Origin of the sequence: Streptomyces sp. NPDC059695 (assembly GCF_042733785.1) — a bacterium.
Lineage (GTDB): Bacteria > Actinomycetota > Actinomycetes > Streptomycetales > Streptomycetaceae > Streptomyces.
Genome location: NZ_JBHWFF010000016.1, coordinates 130,792 through 146,175, shown reverse-complemented (window position 1 = coordinate 146,175; position 15,384 = coordinate 130,792). Strand labels below are relative to the sequence as shown.

The following is a 15,384-nucleotide window of genomic DNA, read 5'->3' as shown; positions in this document are numbered from 1 at the left end:
CCCGGCGGTCGCCCGCCAGGGTGGCGGTCGTCGCGGCCGGTCTGGCACTCCTGGGCGCGCTCGGACCGGCGCCGAGCGGCGCCACGGCACCCTCTCCCACGGGACCCCGGCCGGGAGGCCCGGCACGCTTCGTCCCCGGTCCCTGCCCGGCCACCCCCGACCCGATCCCCGGACGGTGCGGACTCCTGGAGGTGCCCGAGAGCCGGTCCCACCGCGGCGGACGCACCATCAGGCTCACCGTCGCCGTCATCCCCGCCGCGTCCTCCACGCCCGCCCAGGACCCGGTGGTGTTCATGGAAGGAGGACCCGGCGGCGACGCCCTCGGAGCCATCCCCTTCCTGATCGACTCCGGTGTGAACCGGGACCGCGACCTGATCGTCATGACCCAGCGCGGCGGGCTCCACTCGCAGCCGAACCTCGCCTGCCCGGAGATCGACCGGTTCAACGCGGCCGCCGTGGGTCTCCCCTACGACGCGCCCTCCACCGGGCGCCTCCTGGTGCGCGCGGCGAAGGAGTGCCGGGACCGCCTCACGGCCGCCGGAGTCCGGCTGAGCGCGTACAACACCACCGAGAACGCAGCGGACTTCGCCGACCTGCGCACCGCGCTCGGCATCAGGAAGTGGAACGTCTACGGCTACTCGTACGGCACCGACCTGGCCCTCACCACGCTGCGCCGGCACCCCGAGGGGATCCGCTCGGTGGCGATCGACTCGGTCGTCCCGCCGCAGATCGTGAGCCTTCCCTGGGCCTGGGACAGCGCGCGGGAGGGGATCACCGCGATCTTCGCGGCGTGCGAGGCCCAGCCCGCCTGCGGGACCCGCTACCCGCACCTCGCGCGCACCCTGACCCAGCAGGTCCGGCGCCTCGAGGCGCACCCCCTGAGGCTCACCGCGCAACCCCCCGGCGGCGGACGTCCGGTGAAGGTCGTCCTCGACGGCGGCGCACTGGTCAACCTGCTGGTCGCCGACGGCGGCGCCATGCCGGCCGTCGACGTCCCCGCCGCCCTCGACGAACTCGCCCACGGGAACCCGGAGCGCTTCGCCCGGGCCCAGGCCGCCGGCGCGACGCCCGCCGTCGGCGAGTTCGCCCACGGTCTGACACACTCCGTGGCGTGCGGCGAATGGGCGCCGGGCTTCACGAGGACCGACGTCCTGGAAGCCGGCCGCCGGGCCTTCCCCGGGTGGCCGGACACGGTCCTGGCCCACGCGCCGCAGCTGCCCTTCGAGTACGACCTGTGCCGCGTCTGGGACGTGCCGGACCGCACCGCCGTCCAGCGCGTGACCACGTCGAGCACCGTGCCGACGCTGATCGTCTCCGGCACGTTCGACGCGAAGACGGGGGCGAGCTGGGGACCCTACACCGGCCGCACGCTGACCCGCTCGACCGCCGTTCTCATCCCCGGGATCGGCCACTTCGTGGTTCCCCAGTCGCCCTGCGCGCAGAGCGTCCTGGCCTCCTTCCTCACCCGTCCGACCGCGCCCGACACCGGTTGCGTGGCAGGACTGACGCCGAAACCGTTCACCCTCACCCCCGAAGCGGAGACCCGATGAAGTCGCTCAGCCCACCCCGGCGCCGGCGCGCGTCGCGCAGACTCCCGGCCGCCCTCGCCGGAGCCACGGCCGGTGCCCTCGTCGTCGGCCTGGCCGCGATGCCCGCCCGGGCCGAGTCCGGCGCCCGGGTACCGCTCGGCACGGTCGCCGGGACGGCGGGCGGAGCCCGCTTCGAGCCGGGACCCTGCCCGAGGACCGCGGACCCGATCCCCGATCTGGCGCGCGCCCGCTGCGGCACGCTGACCGTCCCCGAGAACCGTTCCCGGCACCGGGGACGGAAGATCACCCTGGCCGTCGCGATCATCCCCGCGGTGAGCGGGCGGCCGTCGCCCGACCCGATCGTGTGGTTCGCCGGCGGTCCCGGGGACGACGCGGTCTCCGAGATCCCGATGGCGGTCGCCGGCGGCCTGAACAGCGACCGGGACGTGATCTTCATGTCCCAGCGCGGAACCTACGCGGCCGACCCGGAACTCACCTGCGCGAACATCGACGCGTTCAACGCCCGCGCCCTGGGCCTCGTCTCCAACGCACCGTCCACCGGGCGCCTGCACGTCCGGGCGACACGGGAGTGCCGCGACAGCGTGGTGGCCAGGGGCGCCGACCCCGGCGCCTACAACGACATCGAGAGCGCGGCCGACTACGACGCCCTGCGCGGCGCGCTGGGCATCAGGAAGTGGAACGTCTTCGGCATCTCCTACGGCACCCATCTGGCGCTCAACTACATGCGCCTGCACCCCGACGGCATCCGGTCGGTCGGCATCGACGGCGTCCTGCCGCCCTCCCTCGCCGGCGGGGCCGTGACCTGGAAGGCCGCACGAGAGGGCTTCGACGGCCTGTTCAGGGCCTGCGAGCTGCAGCCCGCCTGCAACACCCGCTACCCGCACCTGAAGGCCACCTTCCTGCGTCTCGTCGGTCAGCTGGAGGCGCGACCGCTCACCACCACCGTCACGGTCCCGGTCCATCCCGAGCCGGTGAAGGTCGTCCTCGACGGGAGCAACCTGGTCACCTGGCTGACCTCGGCCACCCATGTGGCCGCCGGGGTGCCGCGCTCCATCGACGAACTGGCCCACGGCGATCCGCAGCGCATCGCGGAGCAGCTCGCTGGCGGCAGGTACAGCCCGCAGGCCGTCGGAAGGGTCGCCCACGGGCTCGTCTACGGCATCTTCTGCAGCCAGTGGACCCCCTACGAGAGCGAGGCCGACATCATCCGGGGCGGACGGCGCGCGTTCCCGACGTTCCCCCGGTCGATGCTGGCCAACGCCCCGCAGCTCGCCTGGCTCCACGACGACTGCCGCGCCTGGGACGTCCCTCCGGCGCCCGCCCTGATCCGGGACGTGACGCGCAGCGACATCCCGACCCTCGCCCTCTCCGGCGGCTTCGACGCCCAGACCGCCCCGAGCAACGGGGCCTACGTCGCCCGGACGCTGAGCCGGTCCACCGCCGTCACCGTCCCCTACGTCGCCCATGTGGTCTTCGCCGATTCGGCGTGCGCCCAGACGATCACCCGCTCGTTCTTCGACGAGCCGACCGCACCGGACACACGCTGCCTCGCGGGCCTCCAGCCGCCCGCCTTCGAGATCGCGCCGTGAAGCGGCCCACGAGCCGTCGTCCGGTCACCCCGCCGACGCCACCCCGCAGGCGGTGGCCAGCGCGGCGGTGAACTCCCGCGCCAGTCCGGTGATCACGGGGAGGTCGAAGGCCAGCGCGTTGTACTGCAGCCAGCACCGCAGGCCGCCGTCCGGCTGCTCGACCACGGTCAGCTCGGGCACGCCCCGGTCGCCGCCCGGAAGCGGCCAGGGCACGGTGCTCCCGCGCGGCAGCTCCCATGGCTCACAGGCCAGGCCGGGCAGCTGCGCGGGCGCGGCCCACGCCTCGTACCGCAGCCACGCCGCGAACGGCACCGAGGGGCTGAACTCGGCGAACGGATACAGCTGGTGGTCCAGCGCCTCGCCGTAGACCACTCGCAGCCGGTCCACCAGCTCGGCGAAGCCGGGGCCCCCGCTCACGTCCACCCGCAGCAGCAGCGACTGGACGAAGCAGCCCACCGTCCGTTCGGCGTCCGGCCGGGGGCGGCCGGGCACCGGGGTCATCACCACCAGGTCGGGATGCCCGCTGCGGCCGGCGAGGAGCGCGGTCCAGACCGCCGCCACGGCCAGGAAGGGGGTGGCGCCCAGCTCGGCCGCCCGGGCCCGCAGGGCCCCGGCCAGCACGGGAGGAACCTCGAACTCGTGCCCCTGGGTGAGGACTTCGTCCACCTCCCGGCGGCCGGTGAACCGCTCGACGGCCTCCGGCGCTCCGGCCAGCGCGGTCCCGAAGTGGGCCCGGGAGGCCGGCCAGTGCGCGTTCGCCCAGTCCACCAGCTCCCCGTAGCCCGGACCCGGGCGGGCGGGCGGCGCCGGCCGGCCCCGCCGCAGGGCGGAGTAGAGGACGCCGAGGTCGGCGAGGAGGACACCGACCGACCAGCCGTCGGACACCATGTGGTGCGTCGCGACCAGCACCACGTGGTCCGTCTCCGAGCGGCTCACCACCAGCAGGCGCGCCATCGGGTCACGGGCCAGGTCGGTGAGACGGTCGCGTTCGGCCAGCAGCAGGGCGTCCACCTCGGCGTCCGTGGCGCCCGGGGCCCGGGTCAGCGTGATCCGCACCCGGGGCTCCTCGTCCAGGACCGCCCGCACGACCCCGTCCGCCACCGTCTCGAAGCGGGTGCGGAGCGCCGGATGGCGTCGCACCGCCTCGGTCAGCGCCCGGGCCATGGTCTCGGGTTCGAACCGGTCGGCCACCCGGAACAGTGCCGTCACCGCGCCGGCGTCGCGCCCGGGGGCCTCGGCCATCCAGCGGAAGAAGTTCTCCTGCTGAGAGGTGAGGGCGACGGCGTGCGGCTGCGCGCGGAGCGCCGCCAGGTAGGGCGTCAGGGGCTCCGCCCCGGCGGCTGCCCCGGCCGCCTCCACGGCCGACCCCTCGGCGGTCGCGGCGGGCCGCCGGTCGGGGTGGTCCACCCAGGCCGCCTGGGCGCGCAGCGAGGGCCGTTCGAAGACGACGCCGGTGCCCGCCCGGATCCCGAACTCCTCGGAGATGCCGCCGGCGAGCTGGACCGCCCGGAACGAGTCGCCGCCGAGCGCGAAGAACTCGGCGGCGACATCGGTGACCGGGCGCCCGAGCAGCCGCCGCCAGAGTGCCGCCAGGCGCAGTTCCGTCGGGGTGGCGGGGGCGAGGGCGGGACCGGTGGACTCCGGGGCGGCGTCGAACAGCGGACGGAGCCGGTGCTTCACCACCTTTCCGGTCGGATTCCTGGGCAGGTCGTCCGCGAGCAGGATCCGGACCGGAAGCTCGGGCCGGCTCAGCCGGGAGCTCAGGAACAGCCGCAGCTCGTCCGGGTCCAGACCGCCGGGCGCGGCCACCACGACCGCGACGGGGACGGCGCCCATCACCGGGTGCGGCAGGCCGAGCGCGGCGGCGTCCGCGACCGCGGGATGCTCGTGCAGCGCCTCCTCGATCCGCAGCGTGGAGACCTTCAGCGCACCGCTCTTGATGACGTCGCTCTCCCGGTCGACGAGGTACAGGTACCCCTCCCGGTCGAGGTGTCCGACGTCGCCCATCCGTACCCAGCCGTCCCGGAACACCTGGGCGTCGGATCCGGCGGTGCCGAGATAGCCGCGGGGCGGTCCCGGCTGGCGCAGCCACACCTCGCCGACCTGCCCGGCGGGCAGCGGCAGCCCGTCCGCGTCGAGGATCCGGAGGTCACCGGGGTTCGCCGGGCGGCCCACCGAGCCGGGCCGGCGCGCGTCGACCACGGTCGAGATCTGCGCGGGCGACGCCTCGGCGGAGGTGTACGTGTTGACGAGCGTCGCGCCGGGCAGTGCCGCCGCCAGCGCGGCCGCGACCGGCACGGGCAGGGCCGCGGCGGAGGAGTTGACCAGGCGCAGACTCCCGAGGCCGTACCGCCGGGCGGTGCCCGCGTTCACGAGTTCGATCACCATCGAGGGCACCAGGAAGGCCGTGCCGACGCCGAACTCCTCGACCGCGGCGCCGAACCGGTCCGCGTCGAAGCGCGGCAGGCTCAGGGTGGTGGGCGTGGCGGTCAGCGAGTTCAGCAGCATCACCTGTCCCGCGTTGGTCCCGAGGGGAAAGGCGTGCAGGGCGTGCCGCGAGTGCGCGTAGGCGCGGCGGCGGGGGTGCGCGGCCAGACCGGCCGTCAGGTTCCCGTGCGCGGCGACCACGCCCTTGGGGGCGCCGGTGGTGCCCGAGGTGCCGATCACCTGGGCGGGATCGGCCGGAGCGACCCGGTGCGGCGGGCCGTCCGGCGGCGCGGGGTGCGCCGCGAGCAGGGCGTCCAGACGCAGCTCCCTCAGTCCCGGTACGCCGGGCAGGCCCCCGTCGGCCAGGACCGTGCGGGCCTCGGCGAGCACGGCCAGGGCGGCGGCGTCGCCCTCGGAGAGGTCCTCGCGGACGGGGACGGGAACCCCGCCCGCGTACTGGACGGCGAGGAATCCGACGGCGTACCGCTCCCAGCGGGTGTTGGAGAACCGCAGCACCACCCTGTCGCGCGGGGCGACCCCGGCGGCCGCCAGACCGACGGCGGCGCGCAGCGCCTCCTCGCGCCACTGCCGGTAGGTGAGTTTCCCGCCGCCGACGACGTGCAGCGCGGTGTGGTCCGGGTGTTCGGTGGCCCGCGCGTCCAGGAGCTCCGGGACGGTCGTCGCTGCGGGCGGCACGGTGAGGGCGATGGCGTTCTCCGATGTGAGGGGCGGGGACGGACGTCGGGGTCGTGCGGGGGTGGGGCGGCGGAGCCCGGGACCGGGCGCGGTGGGCGGAGCGGCAGCCCGGCCGCGCCGGCCCCGGGGCACGGCCGGGGCGGGGTACGGCGTCAGCCCAGCCGGCCGGCGGCCTCCTCCTCGCTGAGCGCGTCGATCTCGGCGATCAGCAGGGCCTCGATCCGGGCCGCCAGGGCGGCCGGGGTGGGGCTCTCGAAGGCGTCCCGGATCGACAGGTCGATGCCCACGTCGGCCCGGATGCGCGCGACGACCCTGGTGACCAGGAGGGAGTCCCCGCCCAGGGCGAGGAAGTCGTCGCCCACGCCGACCTCCGGTATCCCGAGCACCTCCTGCCAGACGTCGACCACCAGGGCCTCGGCCTCCGTGCGCGGCGCCAGGCGGCCGGACGACGCGCCCGCCGGCTCCGGGTCGGGCAGGGCCGCGGCGTCGAGCTTGCCGTGGGCGGTGAGCGGGAGGGTGTCGAGCAGCACCACGGCCTCCGGCACCATGAAGACCGGGAGCCGCAGCGCCAGGTGCTCGCGCAGCGCGGCCGCGTCCGCGGGAGCGGCCGCGGCCCCCTGCGCGCCGGCCGGTCGCGGGACGGCGTAGGCGATCAGCCGGCGGCCGTCGCGGACCAGCACCGCCGCACGGGCGACGGCCGGGTGGGCGGTGAGGGCGGCCTCGATCTCGGCGGGCTCGATCCGGTAGCCGCGGATCTTCACCTGGTCGTCGGCGCGGCCCAGGAACTCCAGCTGCCCGTCGCGGCGCCACCGGACGCGGTCGCCGGTGCGGTACATCCGGTCGTCCGGGGCGCCGGTGAACGGGTCCGGCAGGAACGCCTCCGCGGTCAGTTCGGGCCGGGCCGTGTAGCCGCGCGCGAGGCCCCTGCCGCCGACGTACAGCTCGCCCTCGGACCCGGCGGGCAGCAGGCCGCCGCGCTCGTCCACGACGTAGAGGCGCACCCCCGGCAGCGGACGGCCCAGCGGCGGGCGCGCCCCGGCGCCCGGGCCCCCGCCGAGCTCGCCCGCGGTGACGATGACGGTGGCCTCGGTCGGGCCGTACGTGTTGACCAGCCGGACGGCGTCGCCGTGCCGCTCCCGCCACCGGGCGACGGTGGCCGCGCGTGCCTCGGAGCCGCCGAGGACCACCAGGCGCAGCGCCGGCGGCCACGGGGCCAGGTCTCCGAGCGAGACCAGCTCCTCCCAGTAGGCGGTGGGCAGGTCGAGCACGGTGACGGACCGTCCTGCCTCGCCGCGCAGCAGGTCGGGCAGGGTCCGGCCGCCGCCGGGCAGCAGGACGACACAGGCACCCGCGGTGAGGGCGGGCCAGATCTCCTCGGCGTGGGTGTCGAAACCGATCGAGGCGAACTGCACGATCCGGTCGCCGGGCCCGAGGCCGTAGCCCTCGGGCCCGGCCATCCAGCGGACGCGCTCGGCGAGAGCGGCGTGCTCGACGGCGACGCCTTTGGGGGCGCCGGTGGAGCCCGAGGTGTAGAGGACGTACGCGAGACCCTCCGGGTCGGTCCCGGGAAGCGCGGCCGCGGCGGGGGCCTCGCCCTCGGGAGCGCTGCCCGTGGCGCCGGGCCCGCCCGTACGCGTACGCCCGCCCCCGGTGCCCGGATCGCCGACGGCCAGCACCGGAACCCCCAGCTCCGGGAGCTCCCCTCCGGTGAGCAGCAGGACGGCGTCCGCCTCGCCGAGCATCAGGCGCTGGCGCTCCGCGGGATGCGCGGGGTCCAGGGGCAGGTACCCCGCGCCCGCCTTCCAGATCGCGAGCAGAGCGGTGACCAGCGCGAAGGAGGGCTCGATCCGGACGCCCACCGCACGCCCGGCCACGGGACCGAGCCGGCCGGCCAACGCGTCCGAGGCGCGGTCGAGTTCGGCATACGTACGGACGTGGCCCGCGCACTCGAGAGCGGGGGCGTCGGGGCGCGCGGCGACCTGCTCGGCGAAACCGCGCAGGACGTGAGGGGCGTCCTCGGAGACGGCGGGCCCGGCGCCGAGGGCCAGCAGCCCGGCGCGCTCCTCGGCGGACAGCAGCCAGTCCCCGTGCAGCGGGACCTCGACGTCCGCGACGGCCCGGGCGAGCAGGTCGCGGACCCGGCGCGCCAGGCCCTCGACGGTGGCCCGCTCGAAGAGCTCCCGGTCGAAGCAGAACGACAGCGTCATCCCGCCGTCGGGGGTGCGCCAGCTGTCCAGCAGCAGGTCGGTCTTGGCCCGGTCGAAACCGGAGTCCATGCTCGCCGTCCGGACGCCCGCGGGCAGCGCGGCGTGCTCGTCGCCACCGGCCAGCTGGTACTGGCTCTGGTGGACGAACACCGCCTGGTAGAGGGGACCGGCGCCGGGTTGCGCGGGCAGGTCCAGTGCGGCGGCCAGCCGCTCGACCGGGACGTCCTGATGGGTCAGCGCGGCCATCGTGGCGGAGCGCACCCGGCGCAGCACGGTGCGGAAGCCGGGCTCGCCGGTGAGGTCCGCGCGGATCACCCCGGTGCGCGAGAAGTAGCCGAGCAGGTCCTCGTGGGAGGTCTCGTTCCGGCCGGCCAGCGGGGTGCCGACGGCGAAGTCGTGGCTGCCGCTCCAGCGGGCCAGCACGCACTGGTAGGCGGTGAGCAGCACCATGAACGGCGTGCAGCGCTGCTCACGCGCGAGCGCGTCGATCCCGGCGACCAGACCGGGTCCGAGGGGGAGGTCGGCGAACCCGGCCGGGTGGGCGGGCTCGGCGGGCCGCGGGTGGTCCAGCGGCATCCGAAGGGTGCCGACGCCGGCCAGCCGCTCGCTCCAGTACCGGAACGCCTCCTCCGCCGCCCCGCCGTCCAGCCTGGACCGCTCGGCGCGCGCGAAGTCCCCGAACCGGAGCTTCAGTTCCGGCAGGGCGGCCGGTCCCTCGCCGGTCTCCTCCCGGTACAGCGCGACCAGTTCACGCCACAGCACGCCGAACGACCAGCCGTCGGAGACGATGTGGTGGACCACGACGCCCAGGGCGTGCTCGTCCTCTCCGGCGCTGACCAGGACGGCCCGGAGCGGCGGGCGCTCACCCAGGTCGAAGGGGGCGTTGGCGAAGGGGGCGCAGGCCGCGGTGAAGGACTCCTCGGACGCGTCCGGAAGCGTGACCCGGGCGAGGGCGACGTCCCGTACGGGCTCGACGAGCTGGACCGGCTGTTCGCCGTCCAGGGCGAACCGGGTGCGCAGCACCTCGTGCCGGGCGGTGAGCCGGGTGAGCGCCGCGCCCAGCGCCCGCGGGTCGACCGGTCCGCTCCAGCGCCGGTTCAGGTACATGTTGAACCCGGCGTCCTCCGGGTTCAGTTGCTGGAGGAACCAGAGGCGGCGCTGCTCGTCGGTCAGCGGATGGCGGGCGATCGGGGTCGGGGAGGTCATGCGTGTCTCTCGCTTCTCGCGCGGGCCTTCAGGGTTTCCAGACCGATCAGGTCGTCGGATTCGGCGTCCGGGACCTCGCGGTCGAAGCGGGCCAGGACGGGGATGCAGAAGCTGATCAGGACGAGCGCGGCCATGGCGAGGCCGAACACCAGGTAGAGCAGGCCGATGCCGCGCCCGTCGCCGGTGCCGATCAGCGCGCCGACGGTCGGGGCGAGCGCGCCGCCCTCGTCCATCAGGGGCTGGAGCAGCTCGGGGCCCATCGGCGCGACCAGGGCGAAGCCGATCGGCAGGGTGGACCAGGCGACCATGGTGTTCACCGCGATCACCCGGCCGTGGAAGCGCATCGGCACCTTGGTCTGGACGACCGTCGCGTAGATGCCGTTGAGCAGCGCGAGCCCGTAGGTCATGCCGAACGCGCCGACGGCGACCACGGTCACCGAGGGCCGCAGACCGGTGACGACGCAGGCGGCGGCCAGGCCCAGCGCGGCGATCAGGACGCCGCGCAGCCGCATCCGCCGAGGGCCGCCCCAGACCAGCAGGGTGAGACCGCCGAGCACCGCGCCCAGTCCCGCGGCGGTGGAGACCCAGCCGGCCGACGCCGTCGACGAGAAGGAGAGCACCAGGGGGGTGACGAGCAGGAAGAGCGGCGAGAGGAAGACGTTCAGGGCGGCGAACCAGAACAGCATGGCCCTGAAGTGGCGGCTCCCGAGCGCCCGTCGGAAGCCCGCCCGGATCTCGGCGCCGACGGACTCGCGCCGCGACGCGGCCATCGCGTCCGGGAAGCGCACCGCCAGGGTGACACCGGTGGCGACCGCGTAGCTGACGACGTCGAAGACCAGGATGCCGCCGAGGCCGATCAGGTGCAGGATGCCGACCGCGATCAGCGGGACGAGGAACTGGGCCAGGCCGAGGGCCATCTGGACCACGCCGTTGGCGCGGCCGAGGAAGCGCTTGGGCACCAGCTGCGGCACCGCCGAGCCCCAGGCGACGCGCTGGAAGGCGAGCGCCGCGGAGAGCACGGAGATCAGCACGTACGTGTGCCAGATCTCCAGCGCGCCGCCGAGGTACAGCACCAGCAGCACCGCCTGGGTCAGGCCGGCCGCGACGTCGCCCCACAGCATCACCCGGCGGCGGTCGCCGCGGTCGACGATCGCGCCGGCCAGCGGGGCGACCACGACGCTGGGCACCAGGCCGAAGGCGGCGAGCAGGCCGAGCTGGAACAGCGAACCGGTCTGCAGGTAGAGCCAGATCGGCAGGGCGAACTCGGTGAGGGCCGAGCCGATCATCGACAGCTGCTGGCCGGTGGCGATGGTCAGGAAGCGGCCCATGGTCGGGCGGACGGGACCCCTCCCGCGGCCCTCGCGTGCCGACCCCGGCGCCCCGGACCCCCGTGCCCGCCCGCGTACCGGAACCGTCCCGGCTCCTTCGCGGGACACGCCAGCCAGCCACCAGGTGGCATCGGCGGTGCGTGTGTGGCGGGCCTCCTCACCGGCGGCGATCGAGCGGTGCACCCCGGTCAGGATGTCGGCCAACTCCTGCGCCCGGTACTTGAGATAGAAGTGCCCGGCCTCGTCCAGGACCACCACCGCGGCGGTCCCGGTGATCCGGTGCCACTCGCGGAACCGCTCCTCGTAGAACTCGGTCGCCGGGTCGCGGTCGCCGCAGACGGCGATCACCGGCGCCGTGAGGGTGCCGCCCTCGCTCTCGTACAGCTCCCCGAAGTACCGCTCGGCGCCCTCGGTGCCGACCCGGCGGTTCCGCACGATCAGCCGCAGCTGCTCCTCGTCGACCTCGTCCACGTCCAGGCCCGCCGCCGCGAGGGCGTTGATCATCCCCTGGTCGCTGCGCAGCCGGGCGGACAGCTCGGCGAGACGCGCGGCCAGCGCGGCACCACGGCCCTTCGGGCGGGCGAACGGGAAGATGCCCCCGAGGTGGACGGCGTCGATCTCCCGGCCGGCGGCCTCCACCCGACGGGCGATCTCCACGGTCAGCCGGACGCCGACCCCGCAGTGCCCGTAGAGCACCAGCGGTCCCGCGACGTTCGCGACGATCTCCTCGGCGCAGAGCCGGGCGACCTCGTCGATGTCCATCGCCTCCTCGCCCAGTTCGTGGCCGGGGACGGCGATGGAGTGCAGGGCCCAGTCCGCCGGCAGGGCGTCGGCGAGCGGCTTGTAGATCAGGGCGCTGCCCCCGCCGTACGGCGCGCAGACCACACTGGCGGCCACCTCGCGGCGCTCGGGGGTGAGCAGGTGCAACAGGCCGCGCGGGCCGCGGTCGCCCTCGGGCGCGGCCACCAGGGCGGCGAGCCGCCGGACCGTCGGATGCCTGAAGAGGTCCATGACACCGACCGGGGTGGCCAGGTCGGGGAAGGCCCGGCGCATCCGGGCGACCACCTGGGTGGCGAGCAGGGAGTGACCACCGAGGTCGAAGAAGTCGTCCAGTGCGCCGACCCGGGGGAGCTCCAGCAGCTCCGCCCACATGGCGGCGATCAGCCGCTCGGTCTCGCCCTCGGGCTCGACGTGGTCGCCGCCGTCGAACGGGCCGTCCGCGGGTTCGGGCAGCGCCTTCCGGTCGACCTTGCCGTGGGCGAGCAGCGGCAGCCGCTCCAGCACCACGTAGCGCGCCGGGACCATGTAGTCGGGCAGGACCTCGCCCAGCGCGGCACGCAGGTCCGCGGCGGTCGGCCCGTCGCCGCCCGCGGGACGTTCCAGGTAGGCGACGAGGTTCTGTCTGACGCCCTCGCCGCGGGCCACGACCACCGCCTGGGTGACGGCGGGCAGGGCCGTCAGCGCCGCTTCGATCTCGCCGGGCTCGACCCGGTAGCCGCGCACCTTGATCTGGTCGTCGCCGCGGCCGAGGTACTCCAGCGTCCCGTCGGCCCGCCAGCGTGCCAGGTCGCCGGTGCGGTACATCCGGGGTCCGCCGCTCGCCGGGGCGTCCGGGCCGGCGCCGGATGACGGCTCCGGGTCCGCCGGACCGGCGTACGGATCGGGCAGGAACCGCTCCGCCGTCAGGTCCGGCCGGCCGAGGTAGCAACGGGCCAGTCGGTCCCCGCCCAGGTACAACTCCCCGGCCACCCCCGGAGGAACGGGGTTGCGGGCCTCGTCCAGCACGTAGCAGCGCCCGCCGGCCAGCGGCCTGCCGATGGGGGTGCTGCCCGGAGCGTCCTGGCCGTCGGCGGTGACCTCGTGGACGGTGATCCCCACCGTCGCCTCGGTCGGCCCGTAGTGGTTGAACACCGCGCACCGGCCCAGCGCGGCGATGCCCGCCGCCCAGGACCCGTTGCTGGCCTCGCCGCCGAGGACCAGCGCCCGCCGCGGCAGCAGCTGCTCCAGGGGCGCGTCGGCGGTCAGCGCGGCCAGATGGGAGGGCGTCATCTTCAGGTAGTCGATGTCCGCACGCGCGATCTCCGCGGCCAGTTCCACGCCCGCGATCCGGCGCGGCAGCAGGTGCACACGGCCGCCGGTCGTCAGCGCCAGGTACAGCATGGTGATGCTGAAGTCGAAGGAGAGCGACTGCAGCAGGCCGAAGGCGGCCCCGGGCTCGATCCGCAGCCGGTCGCCCGCGCCGGCCAGGTAGTTGAGGATCTGGCGGTGCTGGACCGCGACGCCCTTGGGGGTGCCGGTGGAGCCCGAGGTGTAGATCACGTAGGCGAGGTGGTCCGGTCCGGAGACCTCCTCCAGGGGCGACTCGTCCCACCGCGTCGCGTCCGAGCCGTCGTCGGTCAGCAGGTCGGCCGCCGGGTGGTCGCCGAACCGCGCTCGCAGCACGGTGTCGGTGATCAGGACACCGGCCCCGGAGTCGGCCACGAGGTGGGCGAGCCGGGCGGGGGGCTGCTCGGGGTCGAGCGGCAGGTAGCCGCCGCCGGCCTTGAGGACGGCGACCAGGGCGACCGCGAGCTCGGCGGACTGCTCCAGGCAGACGGCCACCCGGTCGTCCGCGCCCACGCCCAGCGCCCTCAGGCGCCGGGCCATGGCGTTGGCGCGTCGGTCCAGCTCCCCGTAGGTCAGGGTCCGGTCCTCGAAGACCAGGGCCGTCGCCCCGGGCGTACGGAGGGCCGCCCGGTGCAGGGCCTCGGTGAGAGTGGCGGGACCGCCGTCCGGGAGCGCGGGACCGACGGCCCAGGTCTCCAGCACGGCCGTCCGCTCGGCCGGGCCGAGGAGCGGGAGCCGGTCGACCGGCAGCGCGGGGTCGGCGACGCCGGCCGCGGTCAGCAGCTCGAAGCGCTCGGCGAGCCGCTCGACGGTGGCGGCGTCGAAGAGGTCGGTGCGGTAGGTGAACAGACCGTAGAGGCCGCCGTCCGGCTCCTCGCGCATGTAGAGGGCGAGGTCGGCGTGGGTGGTGGTGGCCTCGTAGCCGAAGCCCTCGGAGTCCGGGCGGCCCGCGGTGGGGGCGGCGGAGGGGTCTCCGTAGTTCTGGAAGGCGAAGGTGGTCTGGAAGACGGCGGCGCGGCTGACGTCGCGTTCCACCGCGAGGTCGTTGACCATCTGCTCGAACGGGACCTCCTGGTGCGCGTACGCGTCGAGCGTGGTCTCGCGGACCCGGTCGACGAGCTGCCCGAACGGGAGACCGGGGGAGAGCAGGGCGCGGATCGGCAGCATGTTGACGAACGCCCCGACCACGTTCTCGAGTTCACGGTGGAGACGGCCGGCGACGGCCGAGCCGACGGCGAAGTCGCGCTGCCCGCTGTGCCGGCCGAGCAGCGCCTGGTACGCGGCCATCAGCACCATGTAGGGGGAGGCGCCGTGGGCCCGCGCCACCTCGCCGATCCGGCGGGTGAGACCGGCGTCCCAGCGGAACTCGGTCGCGGCCCCGTCGAAGGTGAGCAGGGGAGGCCGGGGCCGGTCGGAGGGCAGCTCCAGGGCGGGGACGCCGTCGAGCCGGTCGCGCCAGTAGGCGCGCGAGGCGGCGAGCCGCCCGTTCTCCAGGCGGTCTCGCTGCCAGGCCGCGTAGTCGCCGAACTGCACCTCCAGGGCGGGGAGTTCACCCGGCACGCCGTGGGCGTGGTGGGCGTAGCGGACGTCGATCTCGCGGTGGAGGAGGTCGATGGACCAGCCGTCGCAGATGATGTGGTGCATCACCAGGGCGAGGACGTGGTCGTCCTCGGCGATGCGGACGACCAGGGCGCGCAGCAGCGGGCCGGCCTGGAGGTCGAAGGGCCGCGCGATCAGCGCGCCGAGTTCGGCGGCGGCCCGCGCCTCCGGGTCCGCGTCCCCGCCGGCGTCCAGGTGCTGGGCGGCGAACGGCGCCGGTTCGGCGATCGTCACCTCGGCGGTGCCCGCCTCGGTGGTGCGGAAGGTCATCCGCAGGCTCTCGTGCCGGGCCACCAGGTCGGTCAGCGCGGCGTCGAGGGCGGCGCGGTCGAAGGGGCCCCGGAGCCGGCGGGCCGGTGCGAGGGTGTAGGCCGTGGAGCCGGGAGCGAACTGGTCCATGAACCAGAGGCGTTCCTGACCGCTGGAGAGGGGCGGTGCCGTGCCCGCCGGGCGGGGCTCCACCACCCGGGCGGGGGCGGTGGAGCCGCGCAGCCGCTGGCTGAGCAGGGCGCGCTTGGCTGCGGACCAGCCGGCGGGCAGGTCCTGGGTATCCGTCATCGGGTTCCTGTTCGGGCGTGCGGTGAGGGACTCTTCGGTGAGGGACTCGTCGCCGAGGTGATCGAGGGGGCGCGGGCGCGGTGGCGGGTCGGTCGGCCGTCGGCGGGCACGCGCGCGC

Annotated in this window: 5 protein-coding genes; 2 read left to right on the top strand and 3 right to left on the bottom strand. The window is 75.3% G+C overall.

Going from position 1 to position 15,384, the window contains the following annotated elements; all coding sequences use genetic code 11:
- The first annotated feature begins 191 nt into the window (after positions 1-191).
- Both ACFV2S_RS21345 and ACFV2S_RS21340 read left to right on the top strand, forming a co-directional pair.
- Entirely contained in the window at positions 192-1,550 is a 1,359-nt protein-coding gene (locus ACFV2S_RS21345) for an alpha/beta fold hydrolase (protein ID WP_385561269.1), read from the top strand.
- A complete protein-coding gene (locus tag ACFV2S_RS21340) occupies positions 1,547-3,139 on the top strand; it encodes an alpha/beta fold hydrolase (protein ID WP_385561266.1) in 1,593 nt (530 codons plus the stop codon). The genes ACFV2S_RS21345 and ACFV2S_RS21340 overlap by 4 nt, the downstream gene beginning before the upstream one ends.
- Before the next feature lie 24 nt (positions 3,140-3,163).
- Here the strand turns inward: ACFV2S_RS21340 and ACFV2S_RS21335 are convergent, their stop codons facing one another.
- The 3 genes from ACFV2S_RS21335 to ACFV2S_RS21325 all read right to left on the bottom strand — a co-directional run bounded on the left by ACFV2S_RS21335 (position 3,164) and on the right by ACFV2S_RS21325 (position 15,266).
- Positions 3,164-6,262, bottom strand: a complete 3,099-nt coding sequence (locus ACFV2S_RS21335; protein ID WP_385561263.1) for an AMP-binding protein — start codon at positions 6,260-6,262, stop codon at positions 3,164-3,166.
- A gap of 152 nt (positions 6,263-6,414) precedes the next feature.
- The gene (locus ACFV2S_RS21330) at positions 6,415-9,675 is read right to left on the bottom strand and encodes an amino acid adenylation domain-containing protein (RefSeq protein ID WP_385561260.1); all 3,261 of its coding nucleotides are present in this window, start codon (positions 9,673-9,675) and stop codon (positions 6,415-6,417) included.
- On the bottom strand, positions 9,672-15,266 hold the full coding sequence (locus ACFV2S_RS21325) for an amino acid adenylation domain-containing protein (RefSeq protein ID WP_385561257.1): 5,595 nt from the start codon (positions 15,264-15,266) through the stop codon (positions 9,672-9,674). Before ACFV2S_RS21325 ends, ACFV2S_RS21330 begins: the two co-directional genes overlap by 4 nt.
- Positions 15,267-15,384 lie beyond the last annotated feature (118 nt).